This window comes from Mycobacterium sp. 360MFTsu5.1, from assembly GCF_000383495.1.
In the GTDB taxonomy this organism is placed as follows: domain Bacteria; phylum Actinomycetota; class Actinomycetes; order Mycobacteriales; family Mycobacteriaceae; genus Mycobacterium; species Mycobacterium mucogenicum_B.
Genome location: NZ_KB911468.1, coordinates 219987 through 242450 on the forward strand (window position 1 = coordinate 219987; position 22464 = coordinate 242450).

General features: G+C 68.4%; 20 protein-coding genes and 1 tRNA gene. 9 read left to right on the forward strand and 12 right to left on the reverse strand.

Features of this window, described 5'->3' with window-relative positions:
* Positions 1-45 precede the first annotated feature (45 nt).
* Positions 46-119, forward strand: a tRNA-Arg gene (locus tag H289_RS0118195).
* Here H289_RS0118195 and H289_RS31930 read toward each other — a convergent pair.
* The gene (locus H289_RS31930) at positions 88-1026 is read right to left on the reverse strand and encodes a hypothetical protein (RefSeq protein ID WP_051128530.1); all 939 of its coding nucleotides are present in this window, start codon (positions 1024-1026) and stop codon (positions 88-90) included. The two genes, H289_RS0118195 and H289_RS31930, sit on opposite strands and share 32 nt — an antisense overlap.
* A gap of 75 nt (positions 1027-1101) precedes the next feature.
* Positions 1102-1767, reverse strand: a complete 666-nt coding sequence (locus H289_RS0118210; RefSeq protein WP_029105403.1) for an MspA family porin — start codon at positions 1765-1767, stop codon at positions 1102-1104.
* 119 nt (positions 1768-1886) lie between these two features.
* Here H289_RS0118210 and H289_RS0118215 point away from each other — a divergent pair, with 119 nt between their 5' ends.
* Positions 1887-2639, forward strand: coding sequence for an enoyl-CoA hydratase (locus tag H289_RS0118215; protein WP_029105404.1), 753 nt, complete (start codon positions 1887-1889; stop codon positions 2637-2639).
* A gap of 3 nt (positions 2640-2642) precedes the next feature.
* Here the strand turns inward: H289_RS0118215 and H289_RS0118220 are convergent, their stop codons facing one another.
* Genes H289_RS0118220 through pdhA form a run of 3 tightly spaced genes read right to left on the reverse strand, consistent with a single transcriptional unit; the run spans position 2643 to position 5996 of the window.
* On the reverse strand, positions 2643-3845 hold the full coding sequence (locus H289_RS0118220) for a dihydrolipoamide acetyltransferase family protein (RefSeq protein ID WP_020102249.1): 1203 nt from the start codon (positions 3843-3845) through the stop codon (positions 2643-2645).
* Positions 3842-4897 (reverse strand): alpha-ketoacid dehydrogenase subunit beta, encoded by a 1056-nt coding sequence (locus tag H289_RS0118225; protein WP_020102250.1) that lies wholly within the window; start codon positions 4895-4897, stop codon positions 3842-3844. Before H289_RS0118225 ends, H289_RS0118220 begins: the two co-directional genes overlap by 4 nt.
* A gap of 1 nt (position 4898) precedes the next feature.
* Entirely contained in the window at positions 4899-5996 is a 1098-nt protein-coding gene (gene pdhA, locus H289_RS0118230) for a pyruvate dehydrogenase (acetyl-transferring) E1 component subunit alpha (RefSeq protein ID WP_020102251.1), read from the reverse strand.
* A 476-nt stretch (positions 5997-6472) separates the two neighbouring features.
* Between pdhA and H289_RS31935 the strand changes: the two genes are divergently transcribed.
* The 3 genes from H289_RS31935 to H289_RS31940 all read left to right on the forward strand — a co-directional run bounded on the left by H289_RS31935 (position 6473) and on the right by H289_RS31940 (position 10424).
* Positions 6473-8719, forward strand: a complete 2247-nt coding sequence (locus H289_RS31935; RefSeq protein ID WP_020102252.1) for a sensor histidine kinase — start codon at positions 6473-6475, stop codon at positions 8717-8719.
* Complete coding sequence (locus H289_RS0118240) at positions 8694-9371, forward strand: response regulator transcription factor (protein WP_020102253.1); 678 nt, start codon at positions 8694-8696, stop codon at positions 9369-9371. Before H289_RS31935 ends, H289_RS0118240 begins: the two co-directional genes overlap by 26 nt.
* Positions 9372-9632: 261 nt before the next feature.
* Positions 9633-10424, forward strand: coding sequence for a M23 family metallopeptidase (locus tag H289_RS31940; RefSeq protein WP_020102254.1), 792 nt, complete (start codon positions 9633-9635; stop codon positions 10422-10424).
* A 2-nt stretch (positions 10425-10426) separates the two neighbouring features.
* Here H289_RS31940 and H289_RS0118250 read toward each other — a convergent pair whose 3' ends face one another.
* The 5 genes from H289_RS0118250 to H289_RS0118270 are packed head-to-tail and all read right to left on the reverse strand — an operon-like array spanning position 10427 to position 16451.
* Positions 10427-11233, reverse strand: coding sequence for an HpcH/HpaI aldolase/citrate lyase family protein (locus H289_RS0118250; protein WP_020102255.1), 807 nt, complete (start codon positions 11231-11233; stop codon positions 10427-10429).
* The gene (locus H289_RS0118255) at positions 11230-11721 is read right to left on the reverse strand and encodes a MaoC family dehydratase (protein WP_020102256.1); all 492 of its coding nucleotides are present in this window, start codon (positions 11719-11721) and stop codon (positions 11230-11232) included. The genes H289_RS0118250 and H289_RS0118255 overlap by 4 nt, the downstream gene beginning before the upstream one ends.
* A complete protein-coding gene (locus tag H289_RS0118260; RefSeq protein ID WP_020102257.1) occupies positions 11718-12881 on the reverse strand; it encodes an acyl-CoA dehydrogenase family protein in 1164 nt (387 codons plus the stop codon). Before H289_RS0118260 ends, H289_RS0118255 begins: the two co-directional genes overlap by 4 nt.
* On the reverse strand, positions 12878-14857 hold the full coding sequence (locus tag H289_RS0118265) for an acetyl-CoA carboxylase biotin carboxylase subunit (RefSeq protein WP_020102258.1): 1980 nt from the start codon (positions 14855-14857) through the stop codon (positions 12878-12880). The genes H289_RS0118260 and H289_RS0118265 overlap by 4 nt, the downstream gene beginning before the upstream one ends.
* A gap of 1 nt (position 14858) precedes the next feature.
* Entirely contained in the window at positions 14859-16451 is a 1593-nt protein-coding gene (locus H289_RS0118270; protein ID WP_020102259.1) for a carboxyl transferase domain-containing protein, read from the reverse strand.
* A gap of 92 nt (positions 16452-16543) precedes the next feature.
* Between H289_RS0118270 and H289_RS0118275 the strand changes: the two genes are divergently transcribed.
* Positions 16544-17158, forward strand: coding sequence for an SACE_7040 family transcriptional regulator (locus tag H289_RS0118275; RefSeq protein ID WP_036420852.1), 615 nt, complete (start codon positions 16544-16546; stop codon positions 17156-17158).
* Positions 17159-17225: 67 nt separating this feature from the next.
* Complete coding sequence (locus H289_RS30795; RefSeq protein WP_081633474.1) at positions 17226-17888, forward strand: MmpS family transport accessory protein; 663 nt, start codon at positions 17226-17228, stop codon at positions 17886-17888.
* On the opposite strand, the gene H289_RS0118285 is transcribed toward H289_RS30795, so the two are convergent.
* Positions 17885-19210 carry an MFS transporter gene (locus H289_RS0118285; protein WP_051128524.1) on the reverse strand — a complete coding sequence of 442 codons (1326 nt, stop codon included), beginning with the start codon at positions 19208-19210 and terminating at the stop codon, positions 17885-17887. The genes H289_RS30795 and H289_RS0118285 overlap by 4 nt on opposite strands.
* A 33-nt stretch (positions 19211-19243) precedes the next feature.
* On the opposite strand from H289_RS0118285, the gene cmrA reads away from it, so the two are divergent.
* Complete coding sequence (gene cmrA, locus H289_RS0118290) at positions 19244-20050, forward strand: mycolate reductase (RefSeq protein WP_020102263.1); 807 nt, start codon at positions 19244-19246, stop codon at positions 20048-20050.
* A gap of 94 nt (positions 20051-20144) precedes the next feature.
* Here cmrA and H289_RS0118295 read toward each other — a convergent pair whose 3' ends face one another.
* Positions 20145-21731: a helicase HerA-like domain-containing protein gene (locus H289_RS0118295; RefSeq protein WP_020102264.1), complete on the reverse strand. Its 1587-nt coding sequence runs from the start codon at positions 21729-21731 to the stop codon at positions 20145-20147.
* An 80-nt stretch (positions 21732-21811) separates the two neighbouring features.
* Between H289_RS0118295 and orn the strand changes: the two genes are divergently transcribed.
* A complete protein-coding gene (gene orn / locus H289_RS0118300) occupies positions 21812-22441 on the forward strand; it encodes an oligoribonuclease (RefSeq protein WP_020102265.1) in 630 nt (209 codons plus the stop codon).
* Positions 22442-22464: the final 23 nt, after the last annotated feature.

The window sequence follows — 22464 nt, forward strand, 5'->3', positions numbered from 1 at the left end:
CCATGGCCACTGCGCGGAGGCGTCGGGATAGACTTCCAGCGCGTTGCCTCCGTAGCTCAGTTGGATAGAGCAAGAGCCTTCTAATCTCTAGGTCGCAGGTTCGATTCCTGCCGGGGGCGCTTTTTGCTGGTGCGGCCGCACCAGCTCGTCGTCTGCGTCCGTCTCGGCCTCGATGACCGTCTGCGACGGTGCCGTCCGCTCCCACAAGACCGCGCCGACGCACGCCGTCACCACCCAGCCGGCGCCGCTGATCCCACACCAGGTGAGCAGCGCCATCGCGACGCCGATGGGCCCGAAGTCATCCCACCCGCGCAGCAGCGGCGGGAAGATCATCCGGGCCGCCAGCGGCAGGATGGTGCCCTCGATGACGACGCCCGCCAAGCCCGCGAGCAAGAGCGCGCGCCAGGCGCGGCCGCCGTCGCGAACCAGGAGCGCGGGGGTGATCGTCCAGAAGATCCAGACCGGGATCAGCGACACCGCGAAGAGCAGGATCTGGCTCCACCCGTGGTGCTCAGCGCCGAACGCGATCCGTTCGCGCACTCCGATCATCGTCAGATACAGGACGAACCACGTCACGCCGCGCCACAGCTTGCCGCCCCAGCCGAACGGTTCGCGGCGCCAGGCCTTGGCAAAGATGCCGGCGATGGTCATCGACATCGGGATGCCCCACACCAGGAAGCTCGCGACGCCGAAGAACGTCCAGTTGGATCGGAGGCCCGACGCCCGGCCGAACGCGGCCCGCACGTGGTCGGTCAGTGGGTAGGCCAGTCCGAGTTGCCGGCTCACCACGACGCCGGGGCTTGCGCTGTCGGCGAACCCGGTGAGGTAGCTGAACCCGATGATCGCCAGCGGGATGACCGTGGTGAACAGCTGCACCGACACCACCGTGCCCAGCGTGCCGCCGTCGATCTCGTTGAAGCGGTTCACGACGGCGACGATGGGCCGCAGCTGGCGCAGCTCGGCCAGCCGTCGGTAGCGGTCTTCGACGCGCTGCCGCATTGCCGGCGATTCGGCGTCGTCGCTCATGCTCCCCCTTCTACGGACCCGGGCATTGTGCCCGGTCGGGGGTGCTCCGCGCGCCGAAACGGCGTGCGGGTCGGATCAGACGGACTTCGTGACGCCGTAGTAGGCGACGATGTCGTCGGTGTCTGTGGTGGAGCTGGTCAGCACCGCGTAGGACCGCAGGAACGACTGGCCGACGCAGCCGTCGACCTTGACGTGCGTGTCCTTGAGCGTGATGCGCACGGGCGCCGACTTGAAGGACTTCTTGTCGACGGGGACCTGGGTCACGGTGCCCGGCTTCGGGTGGATTTCCACGGTGCCCGACATCGGCACGCTCACGCCGGTGGGCAGCAGGCCGGCCAGCGTCGATCCCGACGTGGCGATACCGATCGACCCGACCAGACGCACCTGGCCCAGCTCGATGCCGCAGCCGATCTGGTAGCCGGCCTCGAGTGTGCCGCCGTTGAGGGTGGTCTTGCCCTTGCCCGTCACCGTCCCGGTGAACGTGCCGCCCACCAGGTATTCACGCGAGCTGACCGCGGTCGTGAGTGGTGCGACGGGCAGTTCGGTCTCATTCTTGGCCACCACGGTGAGCGTCCAGCCGTCGGGCGTCGTCACCGTCGCCGGTTCTTCCGAGGCCACCACACCGGTGTCCGGCGGCGGGCCCTCGTCACCGGCGGGCGCGGGGTCGGCGTACGCAGCGGTCGCTGCCCCGAACGGGAGCAACATGCCCACAGCAGCAACCACAGCAAAACGCTTCAACATGAACTCCGAACGCCTCTCAACATGCACAGCCAAAGGAATCACACAGTTGTTTCGCAGATACGACCTCGGGTAAAGGTTTTGACTCACGTGAGTCGAAACACAAGCCATAGGCTGAGGTGGTGTCCGATCTCGTACTGACGCAGGTCATCGACCGCGTCGCACTCATCACGGTGAACGATCCCGACCGCCGCAACGCGGTGACCGCGGAGATGTCCGCCGGCCTGCGGGCCGCGATCAACGCCGCTGAGGCCGATCACAGCGTGCACGCCGTGGTCGTGACCGGCGCCGGCAAGGCGTTCTGCGCGGGCGCCGACCTGACCGCGCTCGGTGCCGCGACGGTCAACGGACTGCGAGTCATCTACGACGGTTTCCTCGCGGTGGCCGACTGCACGCTGCCGACCATCGCCGCGGTGAACGGCCCGGCCGTCGGGGCGGGGCTCAACCTCGCGCTCGCCGCCGACGTCCGGATCGCCGGACCCGGAGCGGTCTTCGACCCACGGTTCCAGAAGCTCGGGATTCACCCGGGCGGCGGCGCGACCTGGATGCTGCAGCGCGCCATCGGCCCGCAGGCGGCGCGCGCGGCGCTGTTGTTCGGCATGAAGTTCGACGCCGACGCCGCCGTCCGGCACGGCCTGGCGCTGGAGGTTGCCGACGACCCCGTCGCCGCGGCATTGGCACTGGCCGCCGGTCCCGCCGCGGCGCCCCGCGAGGTGGTGTTGGCGACCAAGGCATCGATGCGCGCGACCGACCATCCCGGTGTTCTGGACAAGGAGCAGCACGCGAAGGCGGTCGACATCGAGATCGTCCCGCAGGCCGCGTCGATCGAGTCACCGGAATTCGCCGCCCGACTGGCCGCTGCCAAGCAGCGCTGACCACTACGCGTCGAGCAGCGCCAGTTCGGGCGCCTCGATGAGCGCCCGCAGTTCGCCGAGGAAAGCGGCCGCCCCGGCGCCGTCGGCGATGCGGTGGTCGAAGGCGCAGGTGAGTGTCATGGTCGGCCGTGCCACCACCTCGCCGTCGCGCACGACGGCCCGGGGTTTGAGTGTGCCCATCCCGAGGATCGCCGCCTCCGGATAGTTGATGACGGGGACGCCCTCGTCGAGGCCCAGCGCCCCGAAGTTCGACACGGTGAACGTCGAGCCGTGCAGTTCAACGGGTTTCAGCGTGCCGTCCCGGGCGGAGCGAATCAGCCCGTCCACCGCCCAGGCCAGGTCCCGGGTGGAGAGGCGCTCGGCGTCCCGGACCACCGGCACCAGCAGCCCACGCGATGTCGCGACGCCGATGCCGAGGTGCACCGATTCGTGGAGGTGAACGCTCGCGCCGTGTTCGGCGGGCACCCAGGTGGCGTTGAACTCTCGGTGGTGCCGCAGCGCGATGGTCAGCAGCCGCAGCGTCAGCACGAACGGCGTGACGGTGGCGTCGGCCCCGGCCAGGGTGTCGCGTACCCGGAGCAACTCGGCGCAGTCCACCTGAACCGACGCGTGTGCGTCCGGTATCTCCTTGCGTGACACCGACATCCGGCGCGCCATCTCGGCCTGCACGCCGCTGACGGGAACGAGGTCGGTGTCGCCGGTCTGGTGCGCCGAGGCCAGCACGTCCTGGCGCGTGACGATGCCGTTCGGGCCCGACGGCGCCACCCCGGTCAAGTCGACGTTCAGGTCGGCCGCGAGTTTGCGCACCCGCGGTTTGGCCCGGGGCCGGCGGCGGGTGGTATCGAGATCGGCGTCCGCGCCGTACCCCACGAGCACGGGTTTGCGTTTCGGCTCGTCAGCATGCGGCTGCCCAGCTTTCGGCTCTTCGACTTTCGGCTCGGCGGGTTCTGCCGCCGCCGGGGCGTCGGTGGCGATGCGGACCAGCACGGCACCCACCGCGAGCGTCTGCCCTTCTGTCCCACCGAGTTCGGTCACCACGCCGGCGTACGGGCTGGGAATCTCCACGGCCGCCTTGTTGGTCTCGACGGTGCACAACACCTGATTGAGTTCGACGGTGTCTCCCACCGCCACGGCCCACGACGTGATGGTGGCGTCTTCCAATCCCTCGCCCAGGTCAGGCACCAGGAAGTCCCGCCTCGCGGTCATGGCTGGCTCATCGCCTTGTGCACGCAGTCGAGCAGGCGGTCGACACCGGGTAGCCAGAGCTTCTCCAGCCGGGCGGGCGGATAGGGCGTGTCAAAGCCGGTGGCGCGCAACACGGGTGCCTCCAGGTCATAGAAGAGTTCTTCGGAGATCCGGGCGGCCAGTTCGGCGCCGAACCCCAGGGTGCGCGGCCCCTCGTGCATGATCACCGCGCGTCCGGTCTTGCGGATCGACGCCGCGACGGTGTCGAAGTCGAGCGGGTTCAGCGACCGCAGGTCGATGACCTCCAGGTCGTGGCCGTCCGCGAGATCCGCTGCGGCCAATGCGGTGTCGACCAGCGAGCCGTACGTGATGACGGTGACGTCGCGCCCGGTGCGCCGCACCGCGGCCCGACCGATCGGCAACGCGGGGACACCGGTGTCGAGCTCGCCCTTGGTCCAGTACCGGCGTTTGGGCTCGAGGAAGATCACCGGGTCACGGGACGAGATGGCCTCACGCAGCAGCCAATACGCGTCCGACGGCGTCGACGGGATGACGACCTTCAGCCCGGCAGTGTGCAGCCAGTACGACTCGGTCGACTCAGAATGATGTTCCACCGCACCGATACCGCCGAACGACGGGATGCGGATGGTCACCGGCATGTCGACATCGCCATGGGTACGCATCCGGTACTTCGCGAGGTGGCTGACGATCTGGTCGAACGCCGGGGCCGCGAATCCGTCGAACTGAATCTCGGGTACCGGCACCAGGCCACGGATCGCCATGCCGATCGCGATGCCGACGATGGCCGACTCCGCCAGCGGTGTATCGAAACACCTTGCTTCCCCGAAGGTTTCGTGCAGGCCGTCGGTGACGCGGAAGACCCCGCCCAGCTGTGCGACGTCCTCACCGAACACCAGCACCCGGTCGTCGGCCGCCATCGCGTCACGGAGCGCGCGGTTGATGGCCTGCACCATCGACACTGTGGTGACCGCGGCGATTTTCCCCGCCGGCCGTCCCGGCTCGTCGGGCTCCGCGTCGCCGGACCACGGCGGTCGCTCGATGAGCTGCGTCATGTCAACCCTCCCAATCCAATTCGGCCAGCAACGCGTCACGCTGCCGGGCCAGCTCGGGTGTGATGTCGGCGTAGACGTTGTCGAACATGTCCGCGACGTCGAAATCCGGCGCCGTCAGCACCGTCTCGCGCAGTTCGGCGCGGAGCCGCCGGGAGCGGTTCTCGACGTGCTGCTGCAGCCGGGGCGTCCACACCCCGGTCTGCTCCAGGTACGTCCGGTAGCGCGTGATGGGATCGCGTGCCTCCCAGTGCTTCAGCTCATCCGGGTCGCGGTAGCGGGTCGGATCATCGGACGTGGTGTGCGGCCCCATCCGGTAGGTGACGGCCTCGATCAGCGTCGGCCCGTCGCCCCCGCGGGCGCGCTGCGCCGCCTCGGACATCACCGCGTAGCAGGCCAGCACGTCGTTGCCGTCGACCCGGATGCCGGGCATGCCGTAGCCGATGGCGCGGTGCGCGATCGACGGTCCCGCCTGCTGATGGCGCACCGGTACCGAGATGGCCCACTGATTGTTCTGGACGAAGAACACACACGGCGCCGACGTGACGGCCGCGAAGTTGAGCGCTTCGTGCATGTCACCTTCGGACGTGCCGCCATCGCCGATGAACGCCACGGTCACCGAGTCCTCCCCGAGCCGCTGCGCCGCCATCGCCGCGCCGACCGCGTGCAGGCCATGTGAGCCGATATCGATCGACAATGGCGCACAGTGTTTTTCGGTGAATCCGAGGCCACCGTGCCAGCGGCCCCGCCACACCGCGCTGATCTGAGCCGGCGTGATGCCGCGAACCAGCAGGGCGCCGAGTTCCCGGTACTGCGGGAACAGCCAGTCGGTCTTGCGCAGACAGGCTGCCGCGCCCACCTGTGCGGCTTCCTGGCCGCGGCACGAGGCGAACAGCGCGAGTTCACCCTGCCGCTGCAGATTCACGAATTCGACGTCGAGGTCGCGGGTGACAACCATCTCCTCGTACAGCCAGCCCAGCGTTTCGGGCGGCAGGTCGCGGCGATAGCGCACGTCGGAGGTGGCCGCGCCGTCGGGCGCGACGAGTTGCACGGGTTCAAGGTCCACCCAGTTGTCCAGGCCGGGGACCGTCACGTCAGCCATACCGCCTCCTTTCGGTGACGGCATGTTCGGCCGTCAGTCCGCGAGAAGCTCAGCGCGGTGGCGACCAGGGCAACCCCTCAGGTGGTGAGGGTCGCCGGCCGATGCCGGGGTGTGGCACCAGTCGGATGATCCGCTCTGCTCGCCGCAGTGCTGGGGCATCACCGCCATTATGCGCTCGAAGGCCATCCGGCCGCGGTTATCGCAGGTAACAGACTGAAGACGTGTCGGGCCGGCCGGCACAGTCGGCGGCAATACGGCCAACTTGTAGCCCGAACGTATGAATTCATTGTTATTTGCGCTGGTGACACGCGAATCGGCCCGGAGTCTGTCGTTGCCGCGTGCTAAAACCATCGCATCATCAACGTGGCAGTGCCAGAAGCGAGAAACCGATGAGACGTCCGAACCGCGCCGGCCCCAACGTCGCCCGAGCGTCATCCGTGCCCGCCCCCTGACCACACGCGTACGTCAGTCTCATCATGTTCGACACCGGTACAGGCGCAGCACGTCGCAACTTCCTCGCGCACACGATGCTCATCAGCCTGTTCATGCGGCACGGCGGGGCATTGGTGGTGTACGCCGTGGTGCTGGTCTCGGCGCCGCGCATCAGCCTGGCCGGCGTCGCCTTCGCCGGCCTGGCGGGCGCCTGGTCGCTGTACCGGCTGCTGACCCGCTCCGCGACGCCGCGCATCATCGCGATCGACTACGCCGTCACGATCGCCGCCTGCCTGGTCCTCCCCCTCGCGGCAGCCGACGACCAGGTGTGTCCGCCGACCTGCGCGCCGATCGCGATCGGCGGTACGGCCATCGCGAGCTTCACGGTGTTCGAACCGCTACTGAACGCGGCGATGGCCGCGGGCGTCGTGGCCGCGGTCGCGGCCGGCGCGGCGCCGGTCGGCGGTGTGCACGACACCGACCAGTGGGTCAACGTCTACTACTTCGCCTTGCTGTGGGTGGCGTCGACGTTGATCCGCATCTTGACGGTGCGCGTGGCCGAGAAAGTCGATGCGGCGCGCGCCGAGCGGCTCGCCGTCGAGCTCCGCCAGAAAGTCAACGCCGCGGTGCGCGATTACGACCGCGAGCAGACGCGGCTGCTACATGACACCGTCGCCTCCACCCTGCTGATGGTGGGGACCGGGGCCGCGTTGTCGCCCGAGCGTGTCGCCGCCCAGGCGCGCCGCGACCTTCGCGTGTTCACCGAGACGTCCCACGCCCCCGCGCCGCCGGCCGATCTCGTTGCCGCCCTGCGTGATCACGCCGCCCACACCACGACGCCCGTGAGCTATGCCGGTGTCTCGGCGATGTGGGTGGACGGGGCGACGGCGGCGCCCATCGCGGCCGCCGCGCGCGAGGCCCTCACCAACGTCGACCGGCATTCCGGCGCCGCCGCAGTCACCATCACCGTGCAGCTCGGGCGAATCCAGATCACCGACGACGGGCGCGGATTCGATCCCACCCGACCGACGCGGGGACACGGCATCGCCGACTCGATCATCGCCCGCATGCAGCAGCTCGGCGGCGTCGCGGAGATCATCACGCAGCCCGGGCAGGGCACCACAGTCGAGTTGTGTTGGCCCACGGCAATACCGGCCAATGCCGGCCCAGCGCCTGACCCGGAGCGGCTCATCGAGCGGGCACACATGGGATACGGACTGGCGCTGGTTGCCTACGGGCTGGCGAACCTGCTGGTGACGGTGCCCGCATCCCTGAGGTTCGCGGCGTACCCGTATCTGCAATGGACCCTCATCGTCGTGACGACGGCAGCGGCGCTGTCGGCGATCCCCCGGGTGATGGGCCGGACCTATCCCCGGGCACGTTTCGGCATCATGGCGCTCGTCATTGTGGCTCTGGTGCAGTCGATCTCGATGCCGATCAACGACCTCGACCCCCGGTTGCAGTGGGCCGAAGGCGCGATCGGCTGGTGTGTGCTGCCGCTGCTGCTCAGCGTGCGGCTCAGCTACGCCGTGGGCGTTCTGGTGTGGTGCTGGGTCGTTCCCGCCATCTACGCGATCATCCGGAATCCGTCGGTCCACACCGTCGTCGACCTCGGATACGACACGGCGAGTGTGCTCGTCGCCCAACTGTGCGCCCTGGTCGTAGCTGACATGATCCGGCGTTCTGCCGCAGCCGCTTCCGCCGAGACCGAGAGTCACATGCGCCTGACCGCCGCGGCACACATCGCCGACGCCGTGCAGGAGGAATACGACCGCCGCTACGCGGACCTCGCCGCCACCATCCAGCCGCTGCTGTGCACCCTCGCGGACGGAAAACCGGTCGACGCCGAGACGCGGCGCCGCGCACAACTCGAATACCAGCGGCTGCGTACCCTTTTCGACCAGTCCGCGAGCTTCGAGCACGTCCTGCTCCGCGAATTACGCCCACGCATCGACGCGGCCCAGAATCGCGGCCTCGCCATTTCCGTGGACGTCCAGGGCACGCTGCCGGCCATGGATGTGCCCACCGCCCGCCGACTGGCCCGGCTCGTCGACCAGGTTCTCCAGGCGGCCGCGTCACCGGCCCGCATCACCGTCACGGCCGAATCGGCCGCAGTCGAACTCAGCGTCATGTGTCAGCGCGCGCAGCACGCCGATTTGCCGACGAAATCCAGTGTCGACGACGAAGATGAATTCGACCTGACCACCCTCGATGACACGGTGTGGATCACCGTGCGCCACCCACTCCCAGAAAGATCGACCGAACATGTCCGCGCCGGCCAACCGATCTGAGCCCCTGGCCATCGCCGTTGTCGATGACCACGACGTCATCCACACCGGCGTCTCGGCATGGTGCGCTCAGGCCGATCCACCTATCCGCGTCGCATCCGACCACCTCGACGCCGAATCGTTCCTGGCCGTCTACCCCAAGGCTGACCACCAGCTGGCCGCGGTCATCCTGGACCTCGAACTGCGCAGTCGCCAGCCTGATTTCGATGCGGTCGCCGCCATCGTGGACGCGGGACACGCGGTGATCGTCTACTCGCACCTCGAGAACGCCGAGGTCATCCTGCGGTGCCTGGCCATCGGGGTGGTCACCTATCTGGCCAAGAGCGAAGGCCAGGGCCACCTCATCGAGGCCATCCGCGCGGCCAGCACCCACGAGCCGTACGTCGGCCCCCGCATGGCCGCGGCCATCTGCTCGGACACCGACTCCGGCCGGCCCGGACTCACCCAGCGCGAACGCGAAGTGCTCAAGGCCTGGTTCCAGACCGAGAGCAAGGACATCGTCGCCAAGCGGCTACATCTCGCCCCGACCACCGTCCGGACCCACTTGCAACGTGTCCGCGCCAAGTACGCCGCCGCGGGGCGGCCGGCGGCCACCAAGGCCCAACTCGTCGCCCGTGCCGTGCAAGACGGCATCCTCAGCGTCGAGGACCTGTAAGCCGTCACTGCCGCCCAGCGGGCCTGCCGCCGTCCCCCGAACGTACGAATTTGATTCGACGTTCACCCATAACTCCTCCACTTTGCCAGCACCGACGATCCAGGCGTGCTAGAACATTGCCACCAGCAAAGTTCTAATGTCCGAAGTGAGGAATCGATGAGCTGTCAGAAAGACGTTGCTGCCGGATATTTGGCGACTCCCAGCCAGACTGGCAAGACCTCATCGACACCATCACGGCTATTTAGCAAACTGACGTGCGGAGTGGTCGCCGGACTCGCGCTGCCGTCGCTGATCTTCGCTACACCCGCTCATGCCGACCCCGTTGCCACGGTGAAAGCCCGCACGCAGCGCATGTCCGACGCCAGTCTGAGCGCGCAGCAGAACGGTTGGTACAACCCCGGCGACAAGGTCACTCTGGTGTGCTCCAAGCGCGGCCAGGCGGTCAAGGGCTTCTTCAGTTTCAACATCCCCAACGGCGGCTGGGACAACCTCTGGTACCGGACGTCCGACAACAACTACGTCGCCGATGTCGACATCGAGACCGGCACCCTGAACGACGTGACAGCCGACTGCGGCGCAGTCAAGCCGGAGGCCGGCAGCCCGGCGCCCGCTGCCCAATCCGCCGGGCTCCGTTGGCCACTCGACGCGGTGAATGTGAATCAAGGCTTCGGCGCACGCCCCGACTTCTACCGGAAGTACGGGCAGAACGGGCACAACGGTATCGACCTGGCTGCGTCACCGGGTACGCCCGTCTACGCGGCCGGCGACGGCGTCATCGAGTTCGAAGGGTGGGGCCAGAACCATCCATGGATGACCACGCCGGCCGGCATCTGCATTCTCATCAAGAACAGCAATGTGTACACCGGCTATGCGCATCTGAGCGACACGGTCATCAACAAGGGCCAGCACGTGACCAAGGGCCAGCTCATCGGGCATACGGGTCAGACCGGTGACGCTGACGGCCCCCACCTGCACTTCGAAGTCCTGCCGCTGCGCCCCGACTTCGGGAACGGTTTCGCCGGACGCGTCGACCCCGGGCCGTATCTGGGCTGATCTTACGGCGCCAGGGCGACGATCCGCTCGGCGCGGCGCAGCACCGGCATGTCGACCATGAGACCGTCGTACTGGAACACGCCACGCTCGCGGGTCGCGGCATCGAGTACCGCACGCGCCCAGGCGATCTCCTTCTCGGTCGGCGCGTAGCCGTTCCGGATGACCGCGACCTGGGTCGGGTGGATGGCCACCTTGGCGTCGAAACCGACGGCCACGGCGTCGTCGACCTCGGCCCGCAGGCCGTCGAGGTTCTTGATGTCCAGGTACACCGAGTCCAGCGCGAGTTTGCCGAAAGCCTTGGCCGCCAACAACGACTGTGATCGGACGTGCTTGGCGACGTCGCGGTAGCTGCCGTCGGGCCAGCGGTTGGCGGTGCCGCCGAGCACCGCGAACAGGTCCTCGGCGCCCCACATGACGGCGTACGTGTTGTCGACCCGTGCGGTCTCGGTGACGGCGAGCGCGCCGAGCGGCGTCTCCACCAGCACCACCACGTCGAGCGGCGCAAGTGCCCGAACTTGTTCGGCGGACTCGGTTTTCGCGAGCATCACCGTGGTGTACGGCGTCTTCGCCAGCGCTTCCAGGTCCAGCGGATGATCAGCGGTGTCCGACGGGTTCAGCCGCACCACCGTGCGCGCCGGGTCCAGCGGGGTGTCGATCAACGCCTGGCGAGCCGCCGGCCGGTCCTTCGCGGCGCAGCCGTCTTCCAGGTCGAGGATCACCACATCGGCTGCGGCGGCGGCCTTTTCGAACCGCTCAGGACGGTCCGCCGGGCAGAACAGCCAGCCGGGGCCCGGGGCGGTCAAGCTCATGACGGCTGCTCCGCGGGACGCTTGCGCACCATGGTCTTGCGCGTCGCCGTGGCGACGATGTCACCGTGCTGGTTGCGACCGGTATGGGCGAACGTGACGATGCCCTCCCCCGGCCGGCTCTTGGACTCGCGCTTCTCGACCACCTCGGACTCCGCGTACAGCGTGTCGCCGTGGAAAAGCGGCCTGGGGAAAGCGATGTCGGAGAAACCGAGGTTTCCGACGATCGTGCCCTGCGTCAGCTGGGCGACCGACAGCCCGACGAGCGTGGACAGCGTGAACATCGAATTCACCAGCCGCGCATGGAACGGCGGCAACGCGTCGGAGAACGCGGCGTCCAGATGCAGCGCCTGCGTGTTCATGGTCAGCGTGGTGAACAGGACGTTGTCGGCTTCGGTGATGGTGCGGCCGGGCCGGTGCTGGTAGATGACGCCCGGCTGGAACTCCTCGTACCAGAGCCCGCGCTGCTCGATGATCCGCTTCTCGGTCACAGCCCGGCCTCACGCGCGATCAGCATCAGCTGAACTTCCGTTGTGCCCTCACCGATTTCGAGGATCTTCGAATCACGGTAGTGCCGGGCCACCGGGTACTCGTTCATGAAGCCGTAGCCGCCGAACACCTGGGTCGCGTCGCGGGCGTTGTCCATCGCGGCCTCGCTGGCGATCATCTTGGCGATGCAGGCCGCCTTCTTGAACGGCTTGCCCGCCAGCATCAGTGCGGCGGCGTCGTAGTACGCGGTGCGGGCGACGTGGGCGCGGGCCTCCATCCGGGCGATCTTGAAGGCGATGGCCTGGTAGCCACCGATCTTGCGGCCGAACGCTTCCCGCTCCTTCGAGTACTTCACGCACTCGTCGACGCAGCCCTGCGCGACGCCGACCGACAGCGCGGCGATGGCGATGCGACCCTCGTCGAGGATGCGCAGGAAGTTGGCGTAGCCGCGGCCACGGTCACCGAGCAGGTTCTCGGCCGGCACCCGCACGTCGTCGAAGCTCAACGGGTGGGTGTCCGAGGCATTCCAGCCGACCTTGTCGTAGGCGGGTTCGGCGGTGAAGCCCGGCGTCGGCACCGGAACCAGGATCGACGAGATCTCCTTGTGCCCACCGGGCAGTTCGCCGGTCACGGCCGTCACGGTCACCAGCTTGGTGATGTCGGTGCCGGAGTTGGTGATGAACTGCTTGGAGCCGTTGATCACCCAGCTGTCGCCGTCCAGCTTGGCGGTGGTCTTGGTGGCGCCGGCGTCACTGCCGCCACCGGCCTCGGTCAAACCGAAGGCGCCCAAGGCCTTTCCGCTGGCCAGCTGCGGCAGCCATTCCTGCTTCTGCGCCTCGGTGCCGAAGCGGTACACCGGCATGGCACCCAGGCCGACGCCGGCCTCCAGCGTGATGGCGACGCTCTGGTCCACCTTGCCGAGTTCTTCCAGGGCCAGGCACAGGGCGAAGTAGTCGCCGCCCATGCCGCCGTACTCCTCGGGGAAGGGCAGGCCGAACAGGCCCATCTCGGCCATCCCGTCGATGACCTTGTACGGGAAGGTGTGGTCCTTGTCGTGCTGGGCGGCCACCGGCGCGACGACCGTCTGCGCGAATTCCCGAACCGTCTTGGCCAGCTCGGCGTAGTGGTCCGGCAGGGTGCCGGTCGAAATGAAGTCGCTCATTTGGTCTCCTCGGTTGCTGCGGTAATCCGGGCCAGCGGCTGGCCCACTTTGACCTGATCGCCCACGGCGACAAGCAATTCCACGGTGCCGTCGACCGGCGACGACAACGCGTGTTCCATTTTCATGGCCTCGACGGTGACGACGACGTCACCACTACTCACCGTCGACCCGTCCTCGACGCCCACGGCGACAACGGATCCCGGCATCGGGCTGACGATCTCGGCGTCACCACTGTGTTCGTCGTCGGCGCGGACCGGCGCCTCACGTACGTCCTCGACGACGGTGGTACGGCCGGCACCGGCCAGCCACAGCCGGTGGTCCTCGACGGCGGTCAGGTATTCGGTGCGCAGGCCGTCCACCGTGACGATCAGCCGGTCACCGTCCAACGACGCTGTCACGCTGAGCGGTTCGCCGTCTTCGATGCGTGCCGTGGCGGCCGCGGGCGTTCCGGTGAGGTGGACGTGGTCGGTCCGGTCACCGGCCCGCAGCCGGATGGTGGTCGGCGCGTGCTCCCCCACCCGCCAGCCCGTCGGGGTGGCCCACAGTTCGCCGGCGTCCGCCCAGCTGTGCAGCCAGCGGTACGCGGCGGCGGCGATGAACTCGTCGTCGCCGGCCTGCGCCGCGACGTAGTCGCCCGTGCGGCGGTCCAGCAGCCCGGTGTCGAGGCGTCCGGCGATGACGTCCTCGTCAGCCAGCAGGAAACGCAGGAAGTCGAGGTTGGTGCCGACACCCAACACGGCGGTATCGGCCAGTGCCCGGTCCAGGCCACGCCGCGCCGACTCCCGATCCGGCCCGTACGCAATGATTTTCGACAGCATCGGGTCGTAGTCGCTGCCGATCACCGAGCCGGCCCGGATACCGGAATCCACGCGGGCGTCGGCGGGCTCGGCCAGCGCCAGCACGGTGCCGCCCGTGGGCAGGAAGTCGTGCGCCGGGTCCTCGGCGTACACGCGGGCTTCGATGGCGTGGCCCGTCATCGTGATGTCGTCCTGTGCCACCGGCAGTGCCTCGCCAGCGGCCACCCGCACCTGCAACTCCACCAGGTCGATGCCCGTGACCAGTTCCGTCACCGGGTGTTCCACCTGCAGGCGGGTGTTCATCTCCATGAAGAAGAACTCGTCGGGCCGGTCGGCGGAAACGATGAACTCGACGGTGCCGGCGCCGCGGTAATCGACGCTGCGGGCGGTGTCGCACGCGGCCGCACCGATGCGGGCCCGGGTCGCCTCGTCCAGCACGGGTGACGGGGCCTCTTCGATGACCTTCTGGTGCCGGCGCTGCAGGCTGCACTCGCGCTCGCCGAGATGCACGACGTTGCCGTGACTATCCGCGACGACCTGGACCTCGATGTGCCTGGGGTTCAACACGAATCGCTCCAGGAACAGGGTGTCGTCACCGAATGCCGAGGCGGCCTCGCGGCGGGCCGAGGCCAGCGCGGCGGGCAGCTCGGCAGCCGAATGCACCACGCGCATACCCTTGCCGCCACCGCCGGCGGACGGCTTCACCAGCACCGGGAAGCCCACCTCGGGGGCGCCGGTGATGAGCTCGTCGTCGGTGAGGCCCGGACGCGAGATACCGGGAACCACCGGCACCCCGAAGGCCGACACCGCCGCCTTGGCGGTGATCTTGTCGCCCATGGTGCCGATGGCCTTGGCCGGCGGCCCGATGAAGACGATGCCCGCATCGTGCAGTGCGGCGGCGAATTCGGCGTTCTCGGACAGGAATCCGTAGCCCGGATGCACGGCCTGCGCGCCGGTGCGCCGCGCCGCGCTCACGATGGCGTCGATGCTCAGGTAGCTCTGCCGGGCCGGGGCCGGGCCGATGTTCACCGCCACGTCGGCCTCGAGCACATGCCGGGCACCGGCATCGGCGTCGCTGAACACCGCGACCGAACGAATCCCCATGGCCCGCAACGTCCGGATGACGCGGACCGCGATCTCGCCGCGGTTGGCGACCAGGACCGTATCGAAAGTCTTCATCTCACATCCTGAAAACGCCGTAGGACACAGGCTCGAGCGGAGCCTGCGCGACAACTGAAAGAGCCAGTCCCACCACGGTTCTGGTGTCAGCCGGGTCGATGACGCCGTCGTCCCAGAGCCGGGCCGTCGAGTAGTACGGGTTGCCCTGATCTTCGTACTGCTGGCGGATCGGGGCCTTGATGGCCTCTTCCTCCTCCGGCGTCAGGTCACCGCGCACGGTGGCCAGCACCGAGGCGGCCTGCTCGCCGCCCATCACCGAGATGCGGGCGTTGGGCCACATCCACAGGAAGCGTGGCGAGTACGCGCGGCCGCACATCGAGTAGTTGCCGGCGCCGTACGAGCCGCCGATGACGACGGTCAGCTTCGGCACCCGCGCGCAGGCCACCGCGGTGACCATCTTGGCGCCGTGCTTGGCGATGCCGCCGGCCTCGTAGTCGCGGCCCACCATGAAGCCGGAGATGTTCTGCAGGAACAGCAGCGGCACCGACCGCTTGTCGCACAGTTCGATGAAATGTGCGCCCTTCTGGGCGGATTCACCGAACAGCACGCCGTTGTTGGCGATGATGCCCACCGGGTGGCCATGGATGCGGGCGAAGCCGGTCACCAGCGTGGTGCCGTATTCGGCCTTGAATTCGGTGAATTCGCCACCTTGGGCAAGCGAAGCGCCGGGGAATGGCCCGTCGACGATGCGGGTGATCACCTCGTGCACGTCGTACGGCACCTTGGAGTCGATCGGCACGACGTCGTAGAGCTCGGTCTGGTCGCACACCGCGTCCACCACCGGGGCGACGTCCCACGGCGCCTGCGCGCGCGGCCCGAACGTCGAGGCGATGCGGCGGACGATGCGCAGCGCGTCGCGGTCGTCGTGTGCCAGGTGGTCGGTGACGCCGGAGATCTTGGAGTGCAGGTCGCCGCCACCGAGGTCCTCGGCCGAAACCACCTCTCCGGTCGCGGCTTTCACCAGCGGCGGGCCGCCCAGGAAGATGGTGCCCTGGTTGCGGACGATGACGGCCTCGTCGCTCATCGCGGGGACGTACGCGCCGCCGGCGGTGCAGGAGCCGAGCACCGCGGCGATCTGCGGGATACCCCGCGCCGACATGTTGGCCTGGTTGAAGAAGATGCGGCCGAAGTGTTCACGGTCGGGGAACACCTCGTCCTGGCGCGGCAGGAACGCACCACCGGAGTCGACGAGGTACACGCACGGCAGCTGGTTCTGGCTGGCGATCTCCTGCGCCCGCAGGTGCTTCTTGACCGTGATCGGGTAGTACGTGCCACCTTTCACCGTCGCGTCGTTGGCGACGATCATGCATTCGCGACCCGACACCCGGCCGATGCCGGCGATCATGCCGGCGCCCGGGCATTCGTCGTCGTACATGCCGCCCGCGGCCAGCGGCGCGATCTCCAGGAACGGGCTGCCCGGATCGAGGAGCCCGTTGACCCGGTCGCGCGGCAGCAGCTTGCCGCGACCGACGTGGCGCTCGCGGGCGCGCTCCGATCCACCCAGCGCGGCGACGGCCAGCCTGTCCTTGAGATCGGCCACCAGCGCCAGGTGCTGCTCGCGATGCGATACCCGTTGGGAAACGCTCGGCGACATCGTCGCTCCATTTCACTTGAGTTAATGGCGAATAACCGAACGCGATGTTAGTCTTCATTAACTGAGATGTCCAGACCGGGTTGGAGGTGTCGATGACGGCATCAGTGTCAGACGCCGAAACACCGCGCAGCCGAGCCAAATCCGACCGGCGCGGCCAACTCGTCGCCGCCGCCGAACGACTCATCGCCGAACGTGGCTTCCTGGCGGTCCGCCTCGAGGACATCGGCGCCGCGGCAGGCATCAGCGGGCCCGCGATCTACCGGCACTTCCCCAACAAGGAAGCGCTCCTGGTCGAGCTACTGGTCAGTGTCAGCGCCCGGCTGCACGCGGGGGGACGCGCCGTGGTCGCCGAATGTGACGATCCCGCCGACGCACTCAACGGCCTCATCGAGTTCCACCTGGACTTCGCGCTCAACGAGTCCGACCTGATCCGGATCCAGGACCGCGACCTCAACAACCTCCCCGACGCCGCCAAACGGCAGGTGCGCCGCTCGCAGCGCCAGTACGTGGAAATCTGGGTGGACGTCCTGCGCCGGCTCGACCCGTCCCGCAGCGAAGCCGACGCCCGCACCATGGCCCACGCCGCATTCGGGCTCCTGAACTCGACGCCGCACAGTGTCACCGCGGGCGGCGCCCGCAAGCAGGAGGAATCCTCGCGCGCCGTGCTGCGCGCCATGACCGTCGCGGCACTGGCCCCGCACCGCTGATCCAACCCGCCGCAGCGTCCCCGCGGTCCGGCGCGCGCCGCAGGTACCCTGCAAACATGAGGTGGGCATGACCGGATCGCGCGACGACGGGCTGGACGCCACCAAGAAACTCCCGGCCATGCCGACGGCCGGCTACCAGACCGACGCCTTCACCGATCCCTACGGTGTCACCGCACCGCCGAAGGTCCGCCGCCACAAGTGGCTGTTCCCGCTGGCCGGCGCGGTACTGATCCTGGCTCTCTGCACCGTGATCGCGCTGGTCATCGTCAACAGTTCCGAACAACAGACCCTGGTCGCACCGCCGCCGCTGCCGGTCCCGACGCAGGATCCGATGTCGTCGTCGACGACTGTGACGACCACCACGACGCCCGAGAGCACCGAGCCCAGCGAAGCCGTCAGCCCACCGGCGGCGGCAGCGCCCCCAGACGACGAGAGCGGCGACACCGAAGCCGTGCTGTACGCCGTGATCGGCAACGGCCGGGCGGTGAGCATCACGTACGTCGACACCGGCGGGGTGCTGCAGACGGAGTTCAACGTGCCGCTGCCGTGGACCAAGGAAGTGCAGCTGAACCGGCCGGCCGCGCGCTCGGCCAGCGTCAGCATCGTCAACGCCGGACGCGGCATCGCGTGCACCATCTCGGTCGACGGCACCCAGATTCAGCAGCGGGAAGGCGCGGGCCTCACGGTGTGCCGGCAGTCCGGCAAACGCGGCCGCGGGCACGGGCACTAACGCCGGGCCGGCACCTTCACCAGCATCATCCCGACCAGCCCGATCGCCAGGACCGTGCACAGGCCGCCCAGGCCCGCCCGCGTCGTCGCGAAGATGTCGATGAACATCGAGAACAACCACGGCGACAGCACGTGCGCCGCCCGGCCCGTGGTGGTGTAGAGCCCGAAGGCCACGCCCTCCTTGCCGTCCGCCGAGATGCGGAGCATCAGGTTCCGCGACGCCGACTGCGTGGGGCCGACGAACAGGCACAGTGTCAGGCCACAAATCCAGAACGCGAGCGGTCCGGACAGGAACATCAGCGTGATGCCGACGGCGACCATCGCGGCCAGTGAGCCCACGATGACGCGCTTGGAACCGATCCGGTCGTCGAGCATGCCGCCGAGCGCCGCGCCCAGTGCCGCGATGGTGAACGCACCGGCGCCGAACAACGGCACGCTCGTCGGCGCGAGCCCGTAGACGCTGACCCCCACCACCGGTCCGAAGATCGAGATGCCCGTCAGCCCGTCGCGGAAGACGGCGCTGGAGAGTAGGTAGTAGACGACGTTGCGGTCGCGGCGCCACTCGCCGACGACCTCCGTCCACAACCTGCGGTAGGCGCCGAAGAATCCGACGGCCGGCGTGCCGTCGTGCGGCGGCGACTTCACCGTCAGCAGCAACGGCAGCGCGAAGATGACGAACCACGCCGCGGCCACCAGGACCGCGTACCGGTCGGGTTTGCCGTCCGAGTTCGGAATGCCCAGGAGGCCGAGGGTGTCGCCGCTACCGGACTTGAAACCCACGAAGACCAGGAGCAGCAGTACGACGCTGCCGAAAAACCCTGCCGCCAAGCCGAATCCAGAGATGCGACCCGAGGTCGTCGGCGTCGACAACTGCCGCAGCATCGCGTTGTACGGGACCGTCGCCAGGTCCATGCACGCCGCGGTGCAGGCCAACAACGCCAGGCCGATCCACAGGTAGTGGTAGTCGGGCTTGATGAACGTCATCGACGCCGTCAGCACCACGACGGCGCCCGTCAGCGCCGCGAGCGCCCGCCGCCGCCGGTACGCGGCGTCGACCATCACGCCCGTCACCGGGGCCAACAACGCCACCGCGATGCCCGCCACCAGCACCGCGCGCCCCAGCCAGCTCTCGGGCGTCGTCGGGCCCGGCAGGCCTTTGCCGACCTCCGAGATGAGATAGATGTTGAAACCGAAGGTCGTCACGATCGCGTTCACGCCCGTGGCACCGGAGTCCCACAGCGCCCAGGCGGCGACGCGGCCCCGGCCGACAGGCGGGACGTGGCTGCCCAAGGCCCGTCGATTCGCTCGGCAAGCCTCGCTCATGCCGCCACTCTATTGGTCCCTACGATTGCACCCATGTCCGTACCCGCTCCCAGTCCCGACGCCCGCGCCGTCGTCACCGGCGCCTCGCAGAACATCGGTGAAGCGCTGGCCACCGAACTCGCCGCCCGCGGCCACCACCTGATCATCACGGCGCGCCGCGGCGAGGTGCTGGCCGAGGTCGCCAAGCGCATCACCGACAAGTACGGCGTCACCGTGGAGGTCCGGGCCTGCGACCTGACCGACCCGGCCGACCGCGACAAGCTCTGCGACGAGCTCGCCCAGCGCGACATCTCCATCCTGTGCGCGAACGCCGGCACCGCGACCTTCGGTGCCGTCGCCGACCTGCCGGCCGAGGGTGAGAAGGCCCAGGTGCAGCTCAACGTGCAGGGTGTGCACGACCTGGTGCTCGCCGTGCTGCCCGGCATGATCGCGCGCAAGGGCGGCGGCATCCTGATCTCCGGTTCGGCCGCGGGCAACTCGCCCATCCCGAACAACGCGACCTACGCCGCGTCCAAGGCGTTCGCCAACACCTTCAGCGAGTCGCTGCGCGGCGAGCTCAAGCCGCACGGCATCAACGTCACGCTGCTGGCGCCCGGACCGGTGCGCACCGAGCTGCCCGACCCGTCCGAGCAGTCACTGGTCGAGCGCCTGATCCCCGACTTCCTGTGGATCGACACCGAGTACACCGCCCGGATTTCGCTGGACGGCCTCGAGAAGAACAAGATGCGCGTCGTGCCCGGCCTGACCTCCAAGGCCATGTCGGCCGCGAGCGGCTACGCCCCGCGCGCGATCGTCGCGCCGATCGTCGGCGCGGTCTATAAGAAGCTCGGCGGGTCGTAAGGCCCAGCCGCCGCGCCGAGAAGGACCAAATGGCTGCTGATTCGGCTTCGCAACGACCATTTGGTCCTTCTCGGCGCGCCCCAACTGAACCGACTTACCGCCGGCGCGTCGTACCGAACAGGCTGCGGGTGATCTCGCGGCCTGCCACGGTCGCCGCCGAGCGCAGGAAGCTCTTGAACGCGGTGCTCTGCAGGACTTCCGACACCATGCCGGGTCCCTCTGCCTCGACCTCGACGCGACCGGATGCGGTGAGGTCGGGCTCTTCGGCCGGGGTGGGCGCGGGCGCCGTGCCGGCATCAGCCGCAGGCGGCGCACCGGCCGGCGCCGGCTGCGCAGACAGCCGCTCGTGGGCCGAGTCGCGGTCGACTGTCGCGCCGTAGGTCGCTTGCAACGGGCTGGCCTTGGCGGCGGCAGCAATGGCGTCGGGGCCGATGGTGCCCATCAGCGACCGCGGCGCGCGCAGCCGGGTCCACGCCACCGGCGTCGGCGCACCGACCTCGGACAGCACGGTGACGACGGCCTCACCGATCCCGAGCGACGTCAGCGCCGACTCCAGGTCGTAGACGGACGTCTTCGGGTAGGTCCGGACCGTCTTCGTCAGAGCCTTCTGGTCGTCCGGGGTGAAGGCCCGGATCGCGTGCTGGACGCGCGCACCCAGCTGGCTGAGGACGTCGTTGGGAATGTCGGTGGGCAGCTGGGTGCAGAAGAACACGCCGACACCCTTGGAGCGGATCAGCTTGACGGTCTGCTCGACCTGGTCCAGGAACGCCTTCGACGCGTCGGCGAACAGCAGGTGCGCCTCGTCGAAGAAGAAGACCAGCTTCGGCTTGTCCGCGTCACCGATCTCCGGCAGCGTCGAGAACAGGTCGGCCAGCACCCACATCAGGAACGTCGAGAACAACACCGGCCGCGCGGCCTGGCTGCCCAGCTCCAGCAGCGTGATGATGCCGCGGCCCTGCGGGTCCAGACGCATGAGGTCCTCGGGCTTGAGCTCGGGCAATCCGAAGAACGTGTCGCCGCCCTCGGCCTCCAGGTTGATCAGCGCACGCAGGATCACGCCCGCGGTGGCCGGCGACACCGCGCCGAGTGCCTTGAGCTCCTCTTTGCCCTCATCACTGGTCAAGAACTGGATGACACCGCGCAGATCCTTCAGGTCATCGAGGAGCAGGCCCTTCTGGTCGGCCCAGTGGAAGATCAGCCCGAGCGTCGACTCCTGAGTCTGGTTGAGCCCCAACACCTTCGACAGCAGGATGGGCCCGAAGCTGGTGACGGTGGCGCGCACCGGGACGCCGATGCCCGTCGTCCCCAGTGACAGGAACTCGACCGGGAAGGCGGTGGGCGTCCAGTCGTCGCCGGTGTCTTTCGCACGCTGGGCGGTCTTGTCGCCCGCCGCGCCGGGCTGCGCGAGCCCCGACAGGTCGCCCTTCACGTCGGCCATGACGACCGGCACCCCGGCCGTCGACAATTGCTCGGCGATGACCTGCAGCGTCTTCGTCTTACCGGTACCGGTCGCGCCCGCGATGAGGCCGTGGCGGTTGATGGTGGCCAGCGGAATCTTGACTTGAGCGCTGGGGTCGACGGTCCCGTCGACGACGACCGCGCCCAGGTTCAGCGCTTGGCCGGTGACGGCGTAACCAGCGGCGATCTGCTGCGCGGGGGATGCACTCGAATCGGTCGTCATGCGCCTGACCCTACTTCGTCGGGTCGCTGGTGGCCGGGTATGGACACCCCGTTGAACGCCTGGGAATAGTCTGGAACACCGTGCGTGACGAACTGGTATGGATCGACTGCGAGATGACGGGGCTGGATCTCAAGTCCGACCGGCTCATCGAGATCGCGGCATTGGTCACTGACAGCGACCTGAACGTGCTCGGCGAGGGCGTCGACGTGGTGATCCACACCGACGACGCCGCCCTCGACGGCATGGCTGATGTGGTGATGAAGATGCACACCCGCTCGGGCCTGATCAACGAGGTGCGGACCTCCACGGTCACCCTCGAAGAGGCCGAGCAGATGGTGCTGGACTACATCCGCGGCCACATCGGGCAGGCGAAAACCGCTCCCCTGGCCGGCAATTCGATCGCCACCGATCGCGGCTTCATCGCCCGCGACATGCCCCGCCTCGACGACTTTCTGCACTACCGGATGATCGACGTCAGCTCGATCAAGGAACTGTGCCGCCGCTGGTACCCGCGCATCTATTTCGGGCAGCCCGACAAGGGGCTGGCGCACCGCGCCCTCGCCGACATCCACGAATCCATCCGTGAGTTGAAGTACTACCGCGGCACCGCGTTCGTGCCCGCGCCCGGCCCGTCTACCAGCGAAATCGCGGCCGTCGCCGGTGAACTCGGCCCACCGACGAACGACGCCGTGGAGACCGATTCGGCTTAGCGGGCCCAAGCGGTTAGTATCTA

Coding starts and splice junctions, on each gene's coding strand:
- H289_RS0118220 (WP_020102249.1), bottom strand. CDS start 3,845: ATGACCGCGAGGCGGGACTTCCTGGTGCCTGACCTGGGCGAGGGATTG.
- H289_RS0118270 (WP_020102259.1), bottom strand. CDS start 16,451: ATGTCGCCGAGCGTTTCCCAACGGGTATCGCATCGCGAGCAGCACCTG.
- H289_RS0118265 (WP_020102258.1), bottom strand. CDS start 14,857: ATGAAGACTTTCGATACGGTCCTGGTCGCCAACCGCGGCGAGATCGCG.
- H289_RS0118275 (WP_036420852.1), top strand. CDS start 16,544: ATGACGGCATCAGTGTCAGACGCCGAAACACCGCGCAGCCGAGCCAAA.
- H289_RS0118240 (WP_020102253.1), top strand. CDS start 8,694: ATGTCCGCGCCGGCCAACCGATCTGAGCCCCTGGCCATCGCCGTTGTC.
- H289_RS0118210 (WP_029105403.1), bottom strand. CDS start 1,767: ATGTTGAAGCGTTTTGCTGTGGTTGCTGCTGTGGGCATGTTGCTCCCG.
- H289_RS0118295 (WP_020102264.1), bottom strand. CDS start 21,731: ATGACGACCGATTCGAGTGCATCCCCCGCGCAGCAGATCGCCGCTGGT.
- H289_RS0118260 (WP_020102257.1), bottom strand. CDS start 12,881: ATGAGCGACTTCATTTCGACCGGCACCCTGCCGGACCACTACGCCGAG.
- cmrA (WP_020102263.1), top strand. CDS start 19,244: ATGTCCGTACCCGCTCCCAGTCCCGACGCCCGCGCCGTCGTCACCGGC.
- H289_RS0118250 (WP_020102255.1), bottom strand. CDS start 11,233: ATGAGCTTGACCGCCCCGGGCCCCGGCTGGCTGTTCTGCCCGGCGGAC.
- pdhA (WP_020102251.1), bottom strand. CDS start 5,996: ATGGCTGACGTGACGGTCCCCGGCCTGGACAACTGGGTGGACCTTGAA.
- H289_RS0118225 (WP_020102250.1), bottom strand. CDS start 4,897: ATGACGCAGCTCATCGAGCGACCGCCGTGGTCCGGCGACGCGGAGCCC.
- H289_RS0118285 (WP_051128524.1), bottom strand. CDS start 19,210: ATGAGCGAGGCTTGCCGAGCGAATCGACGGGCCTTGGGCAGCCACGTC.
- H289_RS31930 (WP_051128530.1), bottom strand. CDS start 1,026: ATGAGCGACGACGCCGAATCGCCGGCAATGCGGCAGCGCGTCGAAGAC.
- H289_RS31935 (WP_020102252.1), top strand. CDS start 6,473: ATGTTCGACACCGGTACAGGCGCAGCACGTCGCAACTTCCTCGCGCAC.
- H289_RS30795 (WP_081633474.1), top strand. CDS start 17,226: ATGACCGGATCGCGCGACGACGGGCTGGACGCCACCAAGAAACTCCCG.